20 protein-coding genes are annotated in these 18,736 nt (G+C 65.2%); 13 read left to right on the top strand and 7 right to left on the bottom strand.

The features are described 5' to 3' along the window. A partial coding sequence (locus tag U4012_RS35155; protein ID WP_321804445.1) for an acetyl-coenzyme A synthetase N-terminal domain-containing protein occupies positions 1-264 on the bottom strand: 264 nt, incomplete at its 3' end. Positions 265-591: 327 nt separating this feature from the next. Here U4012_RS35155 and U4012_RS35150 point away from each other — a divergent pair. The 9 genes from U4012_RS35150 to U4012_RS35110 all read left to right on the top strand — a co-directional run bounded on the left by U4012_RS35150 (position 592) and on the right by U4012_RS35110 (position 7,881). Continuing rightward, positions 592-1,506: a DMT family transporter gene (locus U4012_RS35150; protein ID WP_321804443.1), complete on the top strand. Its 915-nt coding sequence runs from the start codon at positions 592-594 to the stop codon at positions 1,504-1,506. A gap of 113 nt (positions 1,507-1,619) precedes the next feature. Further along, positions 1,620-2,225, top strand: a complete 606-nt coding sequence (locus tag U4012_RS35145; protein WP_321804441.1) for a TIGR00645 family protein — start codon at positions 1,620-1,622, stop codon at positions 2,223-2,225. Between the two features lie 34 nt (positions 2,226-2,259). After that, the gene (locus U4012_RS35140; protein ID WP_006478316.1) at positions 2,260-3,783 is read left to right on the top strand and encodes a fumarate hydratase; all 1,524 of its coding nucleotides are present in this window, start codon (positions 2,260-2,262) and stop codon (positions 3,781-3,783) included. Positions 3,784-3,976: 193 nt separating this feature from the next. After that, positions 3,977-4,453: a bacterioferritin gene (bfr, locus tag U4012_RS35135; protein WP_006482753.1), complete on the top strand. Its 477-nt coding sequence runs from the start codon at positions 3,977-3,979 to the stop codon at positions 4,451-4,453. 39 nt (positions 4,454-4,492) lie between these two features. Further along, complete coding sequence (gene murI / locus U4012_RS35130; RefSeq protein WP_321804438.1) at positions 4,493-5,329, top strand: glutamate racemase; 837 nt, start codon at positions 4,493-4,495, stop codon at positions 5,327-5,329. A gap of 161 nt (positions 5,330-5,490) precedes the next feature. Further along, on the top strand, positions 5,491-5,727 hold the full coding sequence (locus tag U4012_RS35125) for a bacterioferritin-associated ferredoxin (RefSeq protein WP_011885486.1): 237 nt from the start codon (positions 5,491-5,493) through the stop codon (positions 5,725-5,727). A 217-nt stretch (positions 5,728-5,944) separates the two neighbouring features. Beyond that, positions 5,945-6,673 (top strand): energy transducer TonB, encoded by a 729-nt coding sequence (locus U4012_RS35120; RefSeq protein ID WP_044849000.1) that lies wholly within the window; start codon positions 5,945-5,947, stop codon positions 6,671-6,673. Positions 6,674-6,707: 34 nt separating this feature from the next. Beyond that, positions 6,708-7,439, top strand: a complete 732-nt coding sequence (locus U4012_RS35115) for a MotA/TolQ/ExbB proton channel family protein (protein ID WP_044848999.1) — start codon at positions 6,708-6,710, stop codon at positions 7,437-7,439. Positions 7,440-7,452: 13 nt separating this feature from the next. Further along, a complete protein-coding gene (locus tag U4012_RS35110) occupies positions 7,453-7,881 on the top strand; it encodes an ExbD/TolR family protein (RefSeq protein WP_044848998.1) in 429 nt (142 codons plus the stop codon). A 454-nt stretch (positions 7,882-8,335) separates the two neighbouring features. Here U4012_RS35110 and U4012_RS35105 read toward each other — a convergent pair whose 3' ends face one another. Then, a complete protein-coding gene (locus tag U4012_RS35105; RefSeq protein ID WP_124489788.1) occupies positions 8,336-9,313 on the bottom strand; it encodes a LysR family transcriptional regulator in 978 nt (325 codons plus the stop codon). Between the two features lie 122 nt (positions 9,314-9,435). Here U4012_RS35105 and U4012_RS35100 point away from each other — a divergent pair, with 122 nt between their 5' ends. The 3 genes from U4012_RS35100 to hemP all read left to right on the top strand — a co-directional run bounded on the left by U4012_RS35100 (position 9,436) and on the right by hemP (position 11,277). Then, positions 9,436-10,308 carry a pirin family protein gene (locus U4012_RS35100; protein WP_321804434.1) on the top strand — a complete coding sequence of 291 codons (873 nt, stop codon included), beginning with the start codon at positions 9,436-9,438 and terminating at the stop codon, positions 10,306-10,308. A gap of 99 nt (positions 10,309-10,407) precedes the next feature. After that, positions 10,408-10,890, top strand: coding sequence for an SRPBCC family protein (locus U4012_RS35095; RefSeq protein WP_044849005.1), 483 nt, complete (start codon positions 10,408-10,410; stop codon positions 10,888-10,890). A gap of 138 nt (positions 10,891-11,028) precedes the next feature. Next, positions 11,029-11,277: a hemin uptake protein HemP gene (gene hemP, locus U4012_RS35090; protein ID WP_044848994.1), complete on the top strand. Its 249-nt coding sequence runs from the start codon at positions 11,029-11,031 to the stop codon at positions 11,275-11,277. A gap of 322 nt (positions 11,278-11,599) precedes the next feature. Here hemP and U4012_RS35085 read toward each other — a convergent pair whose 3' ends face one another. The 5 genes from U4012_RS35085 to uvrB all read right to left on the bottom strand — a co-directional run bounded on the left by U4012_RS35085 (position 11,600) and on the right by uvrB (position 17,144). Then, positions 11,600-12,997, bottom strand: a complete 1,398-nt coding sequence (locus tag U4012_RS35085; protein WP_321804430.1) for a 4Fe-4S binding protein — start codon at positions 12,995-12,997, stop codon at positions 11,600-11,602. After that, positions 12,994-13,836, bottom strand: coding sequence for an FTR1 family iron permease (locus U4012_RS35080; protein WP_321804428.1), 843 nt, complete (start codon positions 13,834-13,836; stop codon positions 12,994-12,996). The genes U4012_RS35085 and U4012_RS35080 overlap by 4 nt, the downstream gene beginning before the upstream one ends. 58 nt (positions 13,837-13,894) lie before the next feature. Next, positions 13,895-14,227: a cupredoxin domain-containing protein gene (locus tag U4012_RS35075; protein WP_321804427.1), complete on the bottom strand. Its 333-nt coding sequence runs from the start codon at positions 14,225-14,227 to the stop codon at positions 13,895-13,897. 55 nt (positions 14,228-14,282) lie between these two features. Beyond that, positions 14,283-14,834 (bottom strand): iron transporter, encoded by a 552-nt coding sequence (locus tag U4012_RS35070; RefSeq protein WP_044848991.1) that lies wholly within the window; start codon positions 14,832-14,834, stop codon positions 14,283-14,285. A 219-nt stretch (positions 14,835-15,053) separates the two neighbouring features. Further along, positions 15,054-17,144, bottom strand: coding sequence for an excinuclease ABC subunit UvrB (uvrB, locus tag U4012_RS35065; RefSeq protein WP_044848990.1), 2,091 nt, complete (start codon positions 17,142-17,144; stop codon positions 15,054-15,056). Positions 17,145-17,394: 250 nt separating this feature from the next. On the opposite strand from uvrB, the gene U4012_RS35060 reads away from it, so the two are divergent. Beyond that, positions 17,395-18,594: an amino acid aminotransferase gene (locus tag U4012_RS35060; RefSeq protein ID WP_044848989.1), complete on the top strand. Its 1,200-nt coding sequence runs from the start codon at positions 17,395-17,397 to the stop codon at positions 18,592-18,594. Positions 18,595-18,736 lie beyond the last annotated feature (142 nt).

The raw sequence follows: 18,736 nt of genomic DNA, 5'->3' as shown, positions 1-18,736 counted from the left end.
AAGGCAGTTGTACGACGCGTTGAGTTCGCCGTCGTCGAACCATTTGTAGAACGGCGCGTCGCTCTCGTCGAGCACCTTCGTGAACGGCTTGTGCCAGCTGAGGCCTTCGCGCGCGAGACGCGCCCAGAAGCCTTCGTAATCCTGCTCGGCCTCGGCGGCCAGCGCGCGGTAGGCCGGCATGCCGGAGATGTTGGCCGCCTTCTCGAGCGCCGCGGGCGGCGCAAACTGACGGGTTTCGTGAAGAACCGATTCAATCGCAGACATCGACAACCCCTTGGTGAACATGAATCCTCTGCATGGCGGCGCGATCATGCGCGCCGCGCGTCTTGGCCGGCGCATGTGCGCCGCTGTCTCCCACCCACCCGCGCGCGGCCCGGAGGCTACGCACGATGCTGCGCCGCACCACGTCATGCGACATGGACGTGCGGCCCGGCGATATCCACGATAAGCGCTCGAACTTACCCGTCACTTACGCGGCATCACCGTTTCGCACGCCAGCGCCGCCGTGCGGTCGGCTGCATGACAGCCGGCTTTACGCTGTTACAAACGCGACCCTACAATCCTAACTGAACTCGCCCCCCGGACTCCAGCTTGAATCGCTACGCCCTCTTCCTCATCCTGTCGATGCTGTTCGTCGGCAGCAACGTCGGTATCGGTAAATCCATCGTCGTCTTCGTCCCGGTCGCCATCCTCGCCACGCTGCGCTTCGTGATCGCGATCGCCGTGCTGTGGCCGCTGTTCAGCCCGGTGAAGATGCGCGCGGTCCGGCGTGCGGAATGGCTGAACCTGTTCCTGCAGGCATTCTTCGGCACCTTCATGTTTACGCTGCTGATGCTCAACGGCGTGCAGCGCACGAGCGCGGTCGCGGCCGGCGTAATCACGAGCACGATCCCGGCCATCGTCGCGCTGTTCGCGTGGCTGATCCTGCGGGAAAAACCGAACGGCCGTGCGCTCGTGTCGATCGCGCTCGCGATCGCCGGCGTCGTGACGATCAACCTCGCCAACGGCGGCGCAGGCAGCACGTCCGCGCACGGCGCCGGCTCGTCGTCCGGCTCGCTGACCGGCAACCTGCTGATCCTCGGTGCCGTGTGCTGCGAATCGATCTACGTGATCCTGTCGCGCCGGCTCACGCAGACGCTCGCGCCGATCGACATCTGCGCGTACACGCACCTGTTCGGCCTGTGCCTGATGCTGCCGCTCGGCGCGACGGCGCTGTGGCATTTCGATTACGCGAGCGTGCCGGCCGGTACGTGGGCGCTCGTCGTCTGGTACGGGCTGTCGGCCAGCATCTTCTCGTTCTGGCTGTGGATGAAGGGCATCTGGCACGTGCCGGGCAGTCTCGCCGGCGTGTTCAGCGCGGTGCTGCCGGTCGCCGCCGCCGCGTACGGCATCGCGTTCCTCGGTGAGCGCCCGACGCTCGCGCACGGCATCGCGCTCGCGTGCGTCGTGACCGGCATCGTGCTCGCGAGCCTGCGCGTGAAGCGCGTACCGGCCGCCGCGTCCTGATCCGTCCCCGGCAGCGCCGGCGCGTCGCTGCAGTCGCGCCAGCCGACGCGTTACAATAGCGCGCCTTTTCAAGATTACCCCCGATACCTGCGCACAGCGCCCGTACCACCATCATGTCTGCCCCGCATTCGCCCGGCTCCACCCGTCGTCCCCTGCGCCCGCTGCCCGCGCTGATCTTCATGAGCCGCTGGCTCCAGGTTCCGCTTTATCTGGGCCTGATCGTCGCGCAGGCCGTCTATGTATTCCTGTTCCTGAAGGAAGTCTGGCACCTGCTGTCGCACGCGACCAGCCTCGACGAGATCAGCGTGATGCTCGCGGTGCTCGGCCTGATCGACGTCGTGATGATCTCGAACCTGCTGATCATGGTGATCGTCGGCGGCTACGAGACGTTCGTGTCGCGCCTCGGCATCGAGGGCCATCCCGACGAGCCCGAGTGGCTCGACCACGTGAACGCGGGCGTGCTGAAGGTCAAGCTGTCGATGGCGCTGATCAGCATTTCGTCGATCCACCTGCTGAAGACCTTCATCAACCCCGATCAGCACACGACGCACGCGATCATGTGGCAGGTGCTCATCCACGTGTCGTTCCTCGTGTCGGCGCTCGTGATGGCGTGGGTCGACCGCCTGACGACCCACACGCACCCGGCCCATTTCCACGAGACGCATGCGCCGGCGCCGGCCGCGTCCCGCAAATCGGTCGAACCTGCCGTCCACGCATAAACGTATTCCCCACAGTCCCCACAGAGTCTCAGCCATGACCGTCATCAAACAGGAAGACCTGATCCAGAGCATCGCGGATTCGCTGCAGTACATCAGCTACTACCACCCGCTCGACTACATCCAGGCCCTCGGCCGCGCGTACGAGCTGGAAGAGAGCCCGGCCGCGAAGGACGCGATCGCGCAGATCCTCACGAACAGCCGCATGTGCGCGGAGGGCAAGCGCCCGATCTGCCAGGACACCGGCATCGTCACGATCTTCGTGAAGGTCGGCATGGACGTGCGCTGGGACGGCGCGACGATGGGCCTCACCGACATGATCAACGAAGGCGTGCGCCGCGGTTACACGCACCCGGACAACGTGCTGCGCGCGTCGATCGTCAATCCGCCGGAAGGCGCCCGCAAGAACACGAAGGACAACACGCCGGCCGTGATCCACTACGAGATCGTGCCGGGCGACAAGGTCGACGTGCAGGTCGCGGCGAAGGGCGGCGGCTCGGAGAACAAGTCGAAGTTCGTGATGCTGAACCCGTCCGATTCGATCGTCGACTGGGTGCTGAAGACGGTCCCGACGATGGGCGCGGGCTGGTGTCCGCCGGGCATGCTCGGGATCGGCATCGGCGGCACCGCCGAGAAGGCGATGCTGATGGCGAAGGAATCGCTGATGGAGCCGATCGACATCCAGGAAATCATCGCGCGCGGCCCGAAGGACTGGGTCGAGGAGCTGCGCGTCGAACTGCACGAGAAGGTCAACGCGCTCGGCATCGGCGCGCAGGGCCTCGGCGGCCTCGCGACCGTGCTCGACGTGAAGATCATGGCTGCTCCGACGCACGCGGCATCGAAGCCGGTCGCGCTGATCCCGAACTGCGCGGCGACCCGCCACGCACACTTCGTGCTCGACGGTTCGGGCCCGGCCAAGCTTGAAGCACCGTCGCTCGACGCCTGGCCGAAGGTCCAGTGGGAACCGAACACGGAAACCAGCAAGCGCGTCGACCTGAACACGCTGACGCCGGAAGAAGTCGCGAGCTGGACGCCGGGCCAGACGCTGCTGCTGTCGGGCAAGATGCTCACGGGCCGCGACGCCGCGCACAAGCGCATCGCCGACATGCTGGCGAAGGGCGAGAAGCTGCCGGTCGACTTCACGAACCGCGTGATCTACTACGTCGGCCCGGTCGATCCGGTGCGTGACGAAGTGGTCGGCCCGGCAGGCCCGACGACGGCCACGCGGATGGACAAGTTCACCGAGACGATGCTCGCCCAGACGGGCCTGATCTCGATGGTCGGCAAGGCCGAACGCGGCCCGGTCGCGATCGACGCGATCAAGAAGCACAAGGCGGCCTACCTGATGGCGGTCGGCGGTGCCGCTTACCTCGTGTCGAAGGCGATCCGCGGCGCGAAGGTGCTCGCGTTCGAAGACCTCGGCATGGAAGCGATCTACGAATTCGACGTGCAGGACATGCCGGTGACGGTGGCCGTCGACTCGTCGGGCACGTCGGTGCACCAGACTGGTCCGAAGGAGTGGCAGGCGAAGATCGGCAAGATCCCGGTCGCAACCGCTTAAGCGCACTCGCACGAAAGGCCGGACGACGATCCGGCCTTTTTACTTCTCATTCTCATTATTGTGCGCGGCCAGTGCTTCGACGCTGATTCTCATTCCCGGCAAAAGGCAGGCCCGGCAAGGCTCCGAGGCTTGGCATTTCCCGTTCGAGCGATTATCGTTCGGTTTCTGAAGCCCCACTGAACAAGGAACAGCCATGCAAGGCGACAAGAAAGTCATCGAATACCTGAACGCCCAACTGAAGAACGAACTCACGGCGATCAACCAGTACTTCCTGCATGCGCGCATGTACAAGCACTGGGGCCTCGACAAGCTCGGCAAGCACGAATACGACGAATCGATCGGCGAAATGAAGCACGCCGACTGGCTCATCGAGCGCGTGTTCATGCTCGACGGCCTGCCGAACCTGCAGGATCTGCACAAGCTGCTGGTCGGCGAGGAAACCGAAGAGATCCTGAAGTGCGACCTGAAGCTCGAGCAGATCTCGCAGTCGACGTGCAAGGAAGCGATCGCTTACTGCGAATCGGTGCGTGACTACGTGTCGCGCGAGATCTTCGAAAAGATCCTCGACGACACCGAAGAGCACATCGACTGGCTGGAAACGCAGATCGACCTGATCGGCAAGGTCGGCCTGCAGAACTACCAGCAGACGATGATGGGTTCGCCCGAGTAATCGTCCCCCCTCGATCGCCACCTCGCCTTCCGCATGACGATGACGAACCACCGCGCCGCCCCCGTCGGCATCTTCGATTCCGGGCTCGGCGGCCTGTCGGTGCTGCGCGCCGTGCGCGCGCACCTGCCCGGCGAGTCGTTCGTCTACGTCGCCGATTCGCACCATGCACCGTACGGTCCGCGCGACGAGGCGTTCATTACGGAGCGTACGCTCGCCATCGGCGAGTGGCTCGCCCGCGAAGGGGCGAAAGCGCTCGTGATCGCCTGCAACACGGCAACGGCGCGGGCGATCGCGGCCATCCGCGAACGCCTCGCGATACCGCTCGTCGGTGTCGAGCCGGGCATCAAACCGGCCGCGGCCGTGTCCGCGACCGGTATCGCGGGCGTGCTCGCCACGCAATCGACGCTGAACAGCCCGCGCTTCCAGGCGCTGCTCGACCGTTACGGCGCGGGCCGCCGCTTCATCTGCCAGCCCGGCCACGGGCTCGTCGAAGCGATCGAACGCGGCGACACGAACTCGCCCGCGTTGCGTGCGTTGCTCGAGCGTTACCTGCAGCCGATGCTCGACGACGGCGCCGATACGCTGGTGCTCGGCTGCACGCACTACCCGTTCTTCACGGAAACGATTCGTGACCTTGTCGGCGACCGCCTGACGATCGTCGACACGAGCGACGCGATCGCCCGCCAGCTCACGCGCGTGCTCGACGAACGCGGCCTGCGCGCGCCGGCCGGCACGCGTGCCGCGCCGCCGCGCTTCTGCTCGACGAGCGACGGCCTGCAACTGCGCGCGCTCGCGTCGTCGCTGCTCGGCCTGGACGTTCCGGTCGAATCCGTCACCATTTCCTCGCCGAACGCGCGCGCCTGCGCGACCGCCTGAAGCGGGCCGGCATACCGCCGGTTCGCCCTCTCCCGCCGCGGCTGCGCCGCATCCTCCATTTCAAGGGTCCGATGACCTTAAAAAAAGCCGAACCCAGGCTTGTCAGCGCCCGCAAATTTAATGATAATAATTCGCATTAACGTTAGCTATCGCAACTCATCATGATCGTCTGCGTGTGCAAGTCTGTTTCCGATCGCAAGATTCGCGCGTCCCTCGCCGAGGGCGTGAGTTCCTTCGATGAACTCCAGTTCGAGCTCGGCGTGGCCACGTGCTGCGGCAAGTGCGAGGAGTCCGTACGCGACCTCATGGCCGAGCAAGGCGTCTGCGCGAGCCGGTGCGGCGTCGAGCACCACGCTCACCCGATCCCGGTCACGTTCTACGACCGCAAGGCCGCCTGAGCGGCGCCGAGCGTACGCACGCGGCTGCGGCCGCATTCGATGTCCGACCGTCAGCAAGCCATCTTCCGCGCGAGCCAGCGGCTTACCTGCCAAGGAGCCTGTCATGGAATTGCTGATCGGATTTGTGACCACCGTGTGCATCTCGCTGCTGATCTTCCGCAAGTAACACCGATTCACCCGCCGCGCCCCGGGTGCGACGTCGTCCTTTCAAGCTAACATGCAGGCTTCGCAATCCGCTCCTGCCGGCGTCCTGCCGGCTGCCCCACGTATGAATCCCCGGGTCATCACCGTCGCGGTCGGTGTGCTTGCCGCACACGCGATCATGCTGGCGGCCGCCTGGCTCCATCGCAACGCGCCGCCGCCGAAAGAGATCGAGGTCCAGTCGATCACCGCGCAACTCATCCCGCCTGCGCCTGCCGCTCAACCGGTCGCGGTCCAATCGGCCGCGCAGCCCGCACCGCCGAAGCCCGTGCCGCGCGAGAAGCCCAAGGTCGAGCCGAAGCCCGTGCAGAAGGCGGTCAAGCCGACGCCTCAGCCGGTCGCGCAATCCCCGTCGCCGACGCCCGCGCCGGCGGCTGCCGATCCGACACCCGCTCCTGCCGCACCTGCTCCTGCCGCGCCGGCCGCCGCACCCGGCCCGGCTCGCGAGACGATGCAGGTCAGCGCGCCGAAGAACGTATCGGCACTCAGCTGCAATTTCGTGAAGCCCACCTATCCGTCGATGTCGCGCCGCCGCGGCGAAACGGGCACGGCTTATGTTCACTTCATCATCGGCGTGACGGGCAAGATCGAAAGCGTGCAGTTGCAGAAGAGCAGCGGCTACCCGCGTCTCGACGAAGCCGCGCTCGATGCGACGCGCGCCAGCACCTGTCCGCCGTACATCGAGAACGGGCAAGCGATTCGCGCCGCCCATACGCTGCCCTTCAACTTCACGCTCGACGATTAACCCGCCTCATTCGGAAGATTCAAAGGAAACAAAAATGCAAAGCTACGGTATCGCGCACGTCTGGGCGCAAGGTGATTTCGTCACGCGCGCCATTGCGATCACGCTGCTCGTGATGTCGGTCCTGTCGTGGATCGTGATCATCGTCAAGGGCTGGAACGTGGTTCGCCTGAACCGTCTCACGAAGAATGCCGAGCAGGCGTTCTGGCATTCGGACGATTTCGACGACGGCATCAAGAAACTCGGCCTCGCCGCATCGACGCCGAGCGACAACCCGTTCCTCGCGCTCGCGCTGTCGGGCAAGGAAGCCGCCGATCACCACCATCAGACGCAACCGCACCTGCACGACCGCATGGACGTGTCGGACTGGGTCACGCGCTGCCTGAAGGACACGATGGACGAAGGCATCTCGCGCATGCAGGCCGGTCTCGCGATTCTCGCGTCGATCGGCAGCACGGCGCCGTTCGTCGGCCTGTTCGGCACGGTCTGGGGCATCTACCACGCGCTGCTGGCAATCGGCGCAACCGGCCAGACGTCGATCGACCAGGTTGCGGGCCCGGTCGGCGAATCGCTGATCATGACGGCCTTCGGCCTGTTCGTCGCGATTCCCGCGGTGCTCGGCTACAACGCACTGACCCGCGCGAACAAGGGTGTCGTCAGCAAGCTGCGCCGCTTCGCGCACGGTCTGCACGCGTACTTCGTGACGGGTGCGCGCCTCGCATCGTCGTCGCCCCGCGACGGCCTGCGCCTTGCTTCGCGCGCCAGCTGAGACGGGGTGAACCATGGCAATGAACACCGGCTTCAGCGATGACGACGACGATGGCGTGATGAGCGAGATCAACATGACGCCGCTCGTCGACGTCATGCTCGTACTCCTGATCATTTTCCTCGTGACGATCCCGGCGATGCAGCATGCGGTGAAGATCGACCTGCCGCACGCGAGCAGCCAGCCCGTCGACGAAAAGCCGCAGACCGTCGACGTCGCGATCCAGGGCAACGGTACGATCCTGTGGAACGAACAGACGGTCACGCGCGAGCAACTGCAGGCGCACATCGCGGAAGCGGCACAGCATCAGCCGCAACCGGAGTTGCACCTGCGTGCCGATCGCAAGGTTGCCTATGAACGTGTGGCCGAAGTGATGTCCGATGCGCAGGCCGGCGGCCTGACGAAGCTCGGCTTCGTGACGGAGCCGACTGCGAAGGCGAAGTAACGCACGCGCATTTCGCTACGCGACGGTCGGTCGCTTGGCCGGCCGCGCCTCGCCGGCCACACCTAGCCGGCCGCACCTAGCCGGCCGCACCTAGCCGGCAGCGCCTAGCCGGCCGCGCCTAGCCGGCCGCGCACAAAGTAAAAGGCCTTCATCGCCAGATGAAGGCCTTTTTTCATGCGCACGCGGGCGCCTTCGGGCGGCGGGCTCTTCGGCGGTATCGGTTGCGCCTCGAGCAACGCAAATGCGGCTACCGTGGTCTGCACGGACTGCGCGTTCTGCCCTATCTGGCTCGCAATATATGCGGCCACCTGATTCCGCTCAGAACTTCCTTCGCGAAATGGGATTTCAATATAGGCCTGCCCGCGGATGCATTCAAGGTCCCGGCGATTGAAACTTGCGATTGCAGGCGGCGCTTCAATGACAAAACAAATTTGCCACGCCGCGCATCTTGCATTCAGGTGGCCGAAGCATCGGCCGCCGCCGCATCCTTCTTAGCGCGCTCGGGACAGCCCGGCTGCTTGTATTCGCCGTGGTCGAGCTTCTCGACCAGATAGTCGACGAACGCGCGCACCGCGGGCGGCATCCCCTGCCGCGACACGAACACCGCGTAGAGCTGCGGCACCGGCAGCGTCCAGCCCGGCATCACCGGCGACAACTGCCCCGCGCGCAATGCATTGCCGTACATCATCTCGGGCAGCGCCGCGATGCCGAGGCCGTCGAGCACGGCCTCGCGGATCGTCATCAGGTCGGCCGTCACGAGCCGCGGATCGTGCTCGTGCAAATGACGCGTGCCATCCGGTGCGATCAGGCTGAACACGTGCCGCCCGTCGACGCTCGGCGTATCGAGCGTCTCGAAATGGGCCAGATCGTCCGGCACGAGCGGCGGCGCATTCTGGTTCAGCAGGCTCGGCGCGCCGACCAGCATCTGCTCGGTCCGCCACAGCGGCCGCACGACGATGTTCGCGTTCTGCGGCGGCTCCGAGCGCACGCGCAACGCGACGTCGATCGAATCCTCGAACAGGTCGATCACGCGGTTGGTCACGCGGATGTGCACCTTGACCTCGGGATAGCGGTGCAGGAATTCGGGAAGGATGCGCGACAGCATCGTCTGCGACAGGGTAACGGGGACGCTCACGCGCACCGAGCCGCGCGGCGACGCGCGCAGCTGCTGCACGGCGTTCATCGCGGCCTGCGCCTCGGCGAGCATCGCCTGGCAATGCTGGTAGAACAGTTCCCCCGCCTCGGTCAGCGCGAGCTTGCGCGTCGAGCGCTGCAGCAGGCGCACGCCGAGCGCCGCCTCGAGTTCGGTCAGGCGCCGCGACAGGCGCGATTTCGAGATGCCCAGCACGCGTTCCGCCGCCGAGAAACCGCCGTGTTCGACGACCTGCGAAAAGTACATGAGGTCGTTCAGGTTGTGTGCATCGATGTTCATGTCATCGTTCCAATTTCAGAACAATCCATTGCGAACCGCCGCAAATCGGCCGGTAAAACGCCCAATATAATAGCGCTATGTTTCAAAAATGACGCTATTCCGATGTTATCGAGGGCTTATGCATGACGACCGCTCGCTCGCTTGACCGCACGTACCCCGCGCTTCGCACGACCGAAGGCGGCGGCTTCGTGGTTCACCGTCCGTTCCCGACCCGGCTGCTGATGGATTTCGATCCGTTCCTGCTGCTCGATGAAATGGGCCCCGTCGACTATGCCCCTGGCGAAGCCAAGGGCGCGCCCGACCATCCGCATCGTGGCTTCGAGACCGTCACCTACGTGCTCGACGGGCGTTTTCGTCATCGCGATTCGGCCGGCCATGCCGGCACGCTCGGGCCCGGCGACGTGCAGTGGATGACGGCCGGCGCGGGCGTCGTGCACAGCGAAATGCCGGATCCCGAGTTCGCTCGGGCCGGCGGACGTTCGCACGGCTTCCAGCTGTGGGTCAATCTGCCGCGCCGCGACAAGCTGATCGCACCGCGCTACCAGGAGATCCCGGCCGGCCGCATCCCGAGCGCGACGTCGCCGGACGGCCGCGCGCAAGTCCGCGTGATCGCCGGCGAAGCGTTCGGTGTGCGTGCGGCAATCGAGACGCGCACGCCGATCCTCTACCAGCATTTCACGCTGCAACCGGGCGCAACGATCACGCAGCCGGTGCCGGCAGGGTATCGCGTGTTCGCCTACCCGCTCGACGGAGCCGGCCGCTACGGGCCCGACAGGCAGCCGGTCGACGCACGGAACATGGTCGTCTACGGTGACGATGGCGATGCGGTAATGTTCGAGGCCGGCGATACGCCGCTCGACCTGCTGCTGATCGGCGGCGTGCCGCTCAACGAGCCGATCGTCCGCTATGGCCCGTTCGTGATGAATACCGAGGAAGAGATCCGGCAGGCCGTCGTCGACTACCAGACCGGCCGCATGGGTCGCATCGAAGCGTGACGTCCGATCGGGGGCGCAGGTGCCGCGAAACCGCTCGTTTTGCGTCACAATGACTTCTTGAACCATGTGGCTGCCCGCCACCAGAAGGAACCCGCCCCCGTGAACTTCGAACATCTGATCCAGATCAACTCCGACGATCCGGCCGTGCCGTCCCTGACCCGCGACCAGCTCTGGGAAGGCCTCGTACTGCGCGCCGAACAGCCGCAGCTGTTCGTGATCGGCCTCGACAGCTGTGTCGTCCACGAACGGACGGACACGACGCTCGAACGCGAACTGCACTACGGGCATGCGACCGTGCGCGACCGCGTGACGTTCACCCCGAACCAGCAAGTGCGCTACGACATCCACGCGGCCGGCGGCGAAATCGGCGGCTCGCTGACGATGACGATCGAGGAGCGCGACGACCACGAGCTGTTCCTGCGCTTCGAATACCGCACGACGCTGACCGTCACGGACGACAGCGAGGAAGCGCGCCAGACGCATGGCATCGTCAAGGAAGCGTATCGCACGTCGGACATCGACACCGTGCGCCTGATTCGCGAATACGCTCAGGGGCGCAAGGACCCCGACCCGCTCCACTGACGTCGGCGGCGGCCTGCGGGCCGCCCATTTGACTCAGGCTATCGAATTCGTCATATCGATCGATAAAGAGTTTTTGTAAATGGGAATAGTTATCATTTAGAATTCATTCCATCGTATCGACAGTCACCGATCAACCGAATGACCGACACCACGCGCCCGACTACGCTGAGCTTGCGCCGCCCGACCGGCACCGCAAGCGCCAACCGTCAGAAGACGGCAGCGGTCACGACGCCGGCGAAACCCGCCGCTAGTAGCCGCGATGCCGGCACCCGGACTCTCAGCAGCGATGCGCTGCTGCAAGGCCACAGCCACATCAGCATCGCGCATAACGGAGAGACGTATCAGTTGCGTGCCACGCGGCTCGGCAAACTGATCCTGACGAAGTAACGACAGAGTATTGTGGGGACCACCTCCCTGAGAGGTGTTGGGCAGTAGCCAGCGTAACGGCTTGCACGCGAGATCTAGACCCCTTCGTGCAAACACACTCAAGCAGCCGTTGCAGCAAGCCAAGCCACTTTTTTGGTTCTCGCACAAGGAAGAAAAAAGCGACACGTCGAAGGACGTGTCGCTTTTTCGTTTGGGCGTCCGGATGCAAGGGAAAAAGCATCGCGGTTGTCTGCGCTGCGGCTTCGACGCGTTCCGGAGCCACGCAGCGGGACCACCCTCTCCGGTTGCGCCGGAACCCGGCCGCAAGGCCTTCAATCCCGCATCAGAAACCCCAGAACATCAGCCACCATGCGCTGTCGACCACGGCCAGGCCTGCCGCGAACCACGCGAATGCAGCCAGCCGGCGCGGCCATGCCGCATAGCGCCCGGTCACTTTCCATGCGAGCCAGGCGCTCCACGCATTCGCGCCGACCAGAATCGCGATGCGCACGTCGGCTGCCCAGCCGAGCGGCACGTGCTCGGCCCGCAGCAGCGACAGCGTCGTCGCAGACAGCCCGAGGAACACGCCGGCTCCTGCGATCGGGATCAGCGCCTGCGCGAGGTGATGGAGACGCGTGCGATCGAAGCGTCCGAGCATCAGCGTCGCGCCAGCCAGCAGCACGAGCAGCGCGGTGCCGTACACGAGCCCCGTGCCGACGATGTAGCTGACGATCAGCCCGCCGTCGAGCCACGAGAACACGTCGTTGCGATCCGGATAGTGCGTGAGCAGGAACCACGGTGCATTGGTCTCGAGCGGCCACGTGATGTCGTGATCGATCAGCCAGCCCGCGAGCCATTGCTTGATCTGCACGAACCACGGGCTCACGGTCCAGTGGAACGCTCCGATCGCGACGCCGAGCAGGCCGTACAGGATCAGCGCCGTGTCCCACGGGCTCGCCTGCTGCGCGCCGAGGTTCACGACCTCGTCGGACGGCGAGCGCCACGACAGCTCAATTGCGTCACGGTGCCCGCTGCAGCGGCCGCACATGTGGCAGGCGGCGGCGCCCTTCATGTTGCGCAACGGCACGAGCGGCGCGCAATTGATCGGAATCACGCGATGCCCATGCTCGCCGTTCTTGTACGAGCGGCGCCACGCATCCTCGTCGACCTTGTAGCGCATCGGCGCGAGCCGCGCGAGCAGCCCGAACACGCCATTGACCGGGCACAGATACTTGCACCACACACGCTTCTCGCGGCCGTACAGCACGCCGATCACGATCGCGCCGACGGTCGAGCCGCCGAGTACGAACAGCACCGCGAGCGGGTACTGGTACACGCTCACCATCTGCCCGTAGATCGTCGTGAGCCCGAACGCGACGAACGGCCAGCCGCCCCACCGCATCCAGCGCGGAATCGCGCCGCCGCGGCCGAACTTGCTCGCATATTCGGTCAGCGCGCCTTCCGGACACAGCACGCCGCACCAGACGCGGCCGAGCATCACCATCGACAGCAGCACGAACGGCCACCAGATGCCCCAGAACACGAACTGCGCGATCAGCGTGAGATTGTTCCAGAGGTGCGCGGAATCGTCCGGCAGCGGCAACACCGCCGGCACGATGATCAGGAATGCGTAGACGCCGACGACGACCCACTGGATGCCGCGGATCACCGCGCCGTGGCGCTGCATCCACTGGCCGGCCTGCGCGAGCCAGCCCGGCTTGGCTGCTGCGACGACACTCATGCCGCGCGGCCTGCAGGAACGGCCGGACGACGGCTCGCGCGCTTCATCAGCAGCCAGACCACCGCCCAGTACACCGCATAGGCGATCAGGTTGGTCAGCGCCGGATGCGCACGATAGCCGGTCAGCGTCGCGACGAGCGAACCGAACGTGCCGGAATCATCGAGGATCCCCGACGTGTCCCACACCTGCGAAATGCCGAGCGGCAGGATTTCCTTGTCGATCAGCTTGTCGACGCCGGTCTGGAACAGGCCCGCGCCGAGGAACAGCAGCATCACTTCCGTGACACGGAAGAAATGCCGCCACGAGAAGAACTTGCCGCCGAGCTGCAGCAGATAGAACGTGAGGAGCGCGAGGCCGAGGCCGATCACGACCGCGAGCATCTGGCCGCCGTCCACGTGCCCCGACTGGCCGAAACCGAGGCCGTACAGGAAGATCACCGTCTCGCTGCCTTCGCGTGCGATCGCGAGTGCGACCAGCACGGCGACGCCCCACCAGTTCGAATCGCGCGTGCTCTGCTGCAGCGACTGCTCCATGTCGCGCTTCAGCGTGCGGCCGTGCCGGCGCATCCACAGCACCATCTGCACGATCAGCACGCACGCGATCAGCACCATCGCGGTCTGGAAATAGTCCTGCGCGTCGCCGGACAGCACTTCGGTAAAGCCGACGAGCGCGGCGCCGAGACCGACGGCCATCAGCAGGCCGACTGCCACGCCCGTCCAGAGAAAGGGCAGGCCGCGGCGCGCGTCGTCGTCGCCGTTCTTCAGCCATGCATAGAGGATGCCGACGACGAGCAGCGCTTCGACGCTCTCCCGCCAGACGATGAACAAGATCTGACCCATTGAATCCTCCTGACGTGCGGGGCAAGGCACGCGTACGCCCGCACGCAGATAAAACGCATTACTTCGCGACGATCACGCCCTGTGCCTGCTGGTGGAAATCGTCGAAAAACTTGTATTCGCCCGGCGACAGCGGGGCGACGACCACGAACGAATCGGCGCCCGGCGCAAGCACCTTTTCCTTGCGCAGCTGCACGCTCTCGAATTCGGCGGCGCCCTTGCCGGTATTCCGGATCTCGATCTTGAAGCGCTGCCCGGCCGGCACTTCGATACGGGTGGGATTCAGCTTGCCGTCCGTCATCTCGAGCTTGAACGTCGGCAGATCGGCGGCATGCGCCGCGCCGGCGAGCCACAGCGCGGCGGCTGCGGCGACGATTTTCTGGGGAAATTTCATTCTGGGTTCTCTACGCCGACGGCGCGCCGAAGCGCGCCGTCCGTGATGCCACCGATCAGTACCCGCCCTTCTTGCCGATGCCGGCGAACGGGAAATCGTATTCGAGGGTGATGGGCTTGAACCAAGCGCCCACGCCCGTTTCCTTGTCGACGTGACGGCCGAACGCCATGTGGCCCGACTGCATCGGCGGCTTGACGGTCATCGTCAGGTGGTACTTGCCCGGGCCGGCCAGCTTCACGTTGTCGCCATAGTGCGGGCCGTCGCTCGCGACCATGCCCATCAGGTCGCCTTCAGCCTTCCACTTCGTGTCGCCCTGCTTCGTCAGCTTGTACGTGACCTGCAGGTACGGCATCCAGTCGCCTTCCGCGAAACCCGTCGGGTTGTTCTTGACCGCGTGGATGTCGGCCTCGAGGTGGATGTCGGAATCCGACGCCTTGCGCATCATCCCTTCCGGATCCATCGTGATCGGCTGCAGGTACACCGCGCCGATTTCCATGCCGCCCTGGATCTGCTGCTTGCCGATCGGATATTCGGCTGCCGTTGCCGACATCGCGGCAAGCGCCGCCGCTACCGCAACCGACGTGCGGATGAACGAAGAACCCAACATGGACACTCCTTGTTATTTGTCTGGTGACTTGCGCGCCGCCGGTCAGGTCCGCGCGCTGGAAACACTAACGCAACGAATAACGTTAATGCGAACTATTCTCAATACTTGCGAAGTTTAGCACCGAACCGGCTCCGGAACAAACGAGACGCCGCGTAAACCCCTGATCCGACAAGGCTTACAACGGTGTTACCAGAAGGTTTCAGTGACGTTTGGAAAGATTTACCGGCCGCCGTTGACGTGGTCGCCCACGTTCGCGCCGAACACGCGTTCACGCAGCAACGCAAGCTGGTCGCGCGTCGCCGCGGCCTTTTCGAACTCGAGGTTCTTCGCGTAGTCGGCCATCTGCTTTTCGAGACGCTTGATCTCTTTCGAGATCTGCTTTTCCGACATGTCCTCGAACTTCGCGCGTTGCTGCGCTTCCTTCAGCTCGGCGCGCGCTTCGTCGGCGTTGTAGACGCCGTCGATGATGTCCTTGATGCGCTTCACGACGCCGCGCGGCGTGATGCCCATCTTCTCGTTGTGCGCGATCTGCTTCGCGCGGCGCCGCTCGGTCTCGCCGATCGCGCGTTTCATCGACTCGGTCATGTTGTCGGCATAGAGGATCGCCTTGCCGTTCACGTTGCGCGCCGCGCGGCCGATCGTCTGGATCAGCGAGCGTTCGGCGCGCAAGAAGCCTTCCTTGTCCGCATCGAGAATCGCGACCAGCGACACTTCCGGGATGTCGAGGCCCTCGCGCAGCAGGTTGATCCCGACCAGCACGTCGAACGTGCCGAGCCGCAGGTCGCGGATGATCTCGACCCGCTCCACCGTGTCGATGTCGCTGTGCAGGTAGCGCACCTTGACGCCGTGGTCGGCCAGGAACTCGGTGAGCTGTTCGGCCATCCGCTTCGTGAGCACGGTGATCAGCACGCGCTCGCCGGCGTTCACGCGCGCGTTGATCTCGGTCAGCACGTCGTCGACCTGCGAGCTTGCCGGGCGCACTTCGATTTCCGGATCGACGAGCCCGGTCGGCCGCACCACCTGCTCGGCCACCTGCCCCGTCACGCGCTGCTCGTAGTCGGCCGGCGTCGCCGACACGAACACCACCTGGCGCATCTTGCGCTCGAACTCGGGGAACTTCAGCGGCCGGTTGTCCAGCGCCGACGGCAACCGGAAACCGTAGTTCACGAGGTTTTCCTTGCGCGCGCGGTCGCCGTTGTACATGCCGTTCAGCTGGCCGATCAGCACGTGCGATTCGTCGAGCAGCATCAGTGCATCGGGCGGCAGGTAGTCGACGAGCGTCGGCGGCGGCTCGCCGGGCGCGGCGCCCGAGAAGTGCCGCGAGTAGTTCTCGATGCCCTTGCAGAAGCCGAGTTCCTGCAGCATCTCGAGGTCGAAACGCGTGCGCTGCTCGAGGCGCTGCGCCTCGACGAGCTTGCCGTCGCGGTGGAAGAACTCGAGGCGCTCGCGCAATTCGTCCTTGATCGTCTCGACCGCCCGCATCACGGTGTCGCGCGGCGTCACGTAGTGCGACGACGGATACACGGTGAAGCGCGGGATCTTCTGCCGCACGCGCCCGGTCAGCGGGTCGAACAGCTGCAGCGTCTCGACCTCGTCGTCGAACAGCTCGACGCGCACGGCCAGCTCCGCATGCTCGGCCGGGAAGATGTCGATCGTGTCGCCGCGCACACGGAACGTGCCGCGCTGGAAGTCCTGTTCGTTGCGCGAATACTGCATCGCGATCAGCCGCGCGATCACGTCGCGCTGGCCGAGCTTGTCGCCGGTGCGCAGCGTCAGGATCATCTGGTGGTATTCGGACGGATTGCCGATACCGTAGATCGCCGACACCGTCGCGACGATCACCACGTCGCGGCGCTCCATCAGGCTCTTCGTCGCCGACAGCCGCATCTGCTCGATGTGCTCGTTGATCGACGAATCCTTCTCGATGAACAGGTCGCGCTGCGGCACGTACGCTTCCGGCTGGTAATAGTCGTAGTACGACACGAAGTACTCGACCGCGTTGCGCGGGAAGAACTCGCGGAACTCCGCGTAGAGCTGCGCCGCAAGCGTCTTGTTCGGCGCGAACACGATGGCCGGGCGGCCGAGCCGCGCGATCGTGTTGGCCATCGTGAAGGTCTTGCCCGAACCCGTCACGCCGAGCAGCGTCTGGAATGCGAGGCCGTCGCCGACACCTTCGACGAGCGTTTCGATCGCGGTCGGCTGGTCGCCTGCGGGCGGGTATGGCTGGTACAACTGGAACGGCGACCCTTCGAAGGTCACGAATTTCGATTCGTCGAGCGCGTCGCCGACTTCGGCGTGATGTTCGGACATGGAGTGCGGCCGGAGCGAGGGCAAAAAAACTATTCTAGCGCTTCGCGGCGTTGCGGACCGCTGACGGCTCCTGACGCGCGGCAGCGGTCCGAAATCGCAATTCGGCGCGCAATCGCCGCCTCCGGCAGCGTGAATTCGCTACAATGTCAGGCTGCTGCGCTTTCCGGCGCCGTGCCCGTTGGCGCGCGGTCCGCTGCGCCCGCCCCGCCGGCTGAAAGCCTGACCCTCTTTTCACTACTGCCGAATCATCATGTCGCTCTTCTCCGCTGTCCAGCTTGCTCCCCGCGACCCGATCCTGGGCCTGAACGAAGCCTTCAACGCCGATACGCGTCCGACCAAGGTCAACCTCGGCGTCGGTGTGTACACGAACGAAGAAGGCAAGATTCCGCTGCTGCGCGCCGTTCGCGAAGCGGAAAAGGCGCGTGTCGACGCCGGCCTGCCGCGCGGCTACCTGCCGATCGACGGGATCGCCGCGTACGACGCAGCGGTGCAGAAGCTGCTGCTCGGCAACGATTCGCCGCTGATCGCCGCAGGCCGTGTGGTCACGGCGCAGGCACTGGGCGGCACGGGCGCACTGAAGATCGGCGCCGATTTCCTGCGCACCGTGAACCCGAACGTGAAGGTGGCGATCAGCGACCCGAGCTGGGAAAACCACCGCGCGCTGTTCGAAGCGGCCGGCTTCGAAGTCGTCGCGTACCCGTACTACGACGCCGCAACCAACGGCGTGAACTTCGAAGGCATGCTGTCGGCGCTGAACAGCTATGCCGCAGGCACGATCGTCGTGCTGCACGCGTGCTGCCACAACCCGACCGGCGTGGATCTGACCGAAGCGCAATGGCAGCAGGTGGTCGACGTCGTCAAGGCACGCAACCTCGTGCCGTTCCTCGACATCGCTTACCAGGGCTTCGGCGAGAACATCGAGGCCGATGCCGCCGCGGTGCGTCTGTTTGCCGCGGCCGACCTGAACGCGTTCGTGTCGTCGTCGTTCTCGAAGTCGTTCTCGCTGTACGGCGAGCGCGTCGGCGCGCTGTCGATCATCACGTCGAGCAAGGAAGAAGCAACGCGCGTGCTGTCGCAACTGAAGCGCGTGATCCGCACGAACTACTCGAACCCGCCGACCCATGGCGGCGCCGTCGTTGCGGCCGTGCTCGCGTCGCCGGAACTGCATGCTGCGTGGGTGCAGGAACTCGGCGAAATGCGCGACCGCATCCGCGCGATGCGCAACGGTCTCGTCGAGCGCCTGAAGGCGAGCGGCGTCGATCGCGACTTCAGCTTCATCAACGCGCAGCGCGGGATGTTCTCGTATTCGGGCCTGACCTCGGCGCAAGTCGATCGCCTGCGCGAAGAGTTCGGCATCTACGCAGTCGGCACCGGCCGGATCTGCGTTGCTGCACTGAACACGCGCAATCTCGACGCGGTCGCCACCGCAGTCGCGGCGGTCCTGAAGTAAGCCGGTGCCAGCGGGTGGCAACCCGCTCTGCCGAAACAAAAAACGCGCTCCCCGGAGCGCGTTTTTTCATGCCGTTCTACTGTCAGCGAATGCTCGCTGCAGCACAAGCGGCGCGCAGCGCGGCCGCCCGTGCCGGAGCCCG

The sequence above is a fragment of the Burkholderia sp. BCC1988 genome, assembly GCF_905339895.1.
Classification (GTDB): Bacteria; Pseudomonadota; Gammaproteobacteria; order Burkholderiales; family Burkholderiaceae; genus Burkholderia.
The sequence above is the reverse complement of the archived record's forward strand: the minus strand, read 5'-3'. Positions and strand labels throughout refer to the sequence as shown.

Bases quoted from the DNA above. Each gene is read 5' to 3' on its own strand.
- U4012_RS35145 (WP_321804441.1), top strand. From the start codon at position 1,620: ATGTCTGCCCCGCATTCGCCCGGCTCCACCCGTCGTCCCCTGCGCCCG.
- U4012_RS35140 (WP_006478316.1), top strand. From the start codon at position 2,260: ATGACCGTCATCAAACAGGAAGACCTGATCCAGAGCATCGCGGATTCG.
- bfr (WP_006482753.1), top strand. From the start codon at position 3,977: ATGCAAGGCGACAAGAAAGTCATCGAATACCTGAACGCCCAACTGAAG.
- murI (WP_321804438.1), top strand. From the start codon at position 4,493: ATGACGAACCACCGCGCCGCCCCCGTCGGCATCTTCGATTCCGGGCTC.
- U4012_RS35125 (WP_011885486.1), top strand. From the start codon at position 5,491: ATGATCGTCTGCGTGTGCAAGTCTGTTTCCGATCGCAAGATTCGCGCG.
- U4012_RS35120 (WP_044849000.1), top strand. From the start codon at position 5,945: ATGCAGGCTTCGCAATCCGCTCCTGCCGGCGTCCTGCCGGCTGCCCCA.
- U4012_RS35115 (WP_044848999.1), top strand. From the start codon at position 6,708: ATGCAAAGCTACGGTATCGCGCACGTCTGGGCGCAAGGTGATTTCGTC.
- U4012_RS35110 (WP_044848998.1), top strand. From the start codon at position 7,453: ATGGCAATGAACACCGGCTTCAGCGATGACGACGACGATGGCGTGATG.
- U4012_RS35105 (WP_124489788.1), bottom strand. From the start codon at position 9,313: ATGAACATCGATGCACACAACCTGAACGACCTCATGTACTTTTCGCAG.
- U4012_RS35100 (WP_321804434.1), top strand. From the start codon at position 9,436: ATGACGACCGCTCGCTCGCTTGACCGCACGTACCCCGCGCTTCGCACG.
- hemP (WP_044848994.1), top strand. From the start codon at position 11,029: ATGACCGACACCACGCGCCCGACTACGCTGAGCTTGCGCCGCCCGACC.
- U4012_RS35085 (WP_321804430.1), bottom strand. From the start codon at position 12,997: ATGAGTGTCGTCGCAGCAGCCAAGCCGGGCTGGCTCGCGCAGGCCGGC.
- U4012_RS35080 (WP_321804428.1), bottom strand. From the start codon at position 13,836: ATGGGTCAGATCTTGTTCATCGTCTGGCGGGAGAGCGTCGAAGCGCTG.
- U4012_RS35075 (WP_321804427.1), bottom strand. From the start codon at position 14,227: ATGAAATTTCCCCAGAAAATCGTCGCCGCAGCCGCCGCGCTGTGGCTC.
- U4012_RS35070 (WP_044848991.1), bottom strand. From the start codon at position 14,834: ATGTTGGGTTCTTCGTTCATCCGCACGTCGGTTGCGGTAGCGGCGGCG.
- uvrB (WP_044848990.1), bottom strand. From the start codon at position 17,144: ATGTCCGAACATCACGCCGAAGTCGGCGACGCGCTCGACGAATCGAAA.
- U4012_RS35060 (WP_044848989.1), top strand. From the start codon at position 17,395: ATGTCGCTCTTCTCCGCTGTCCAGCTTGCTCCCCGCGACCCGATCCTG.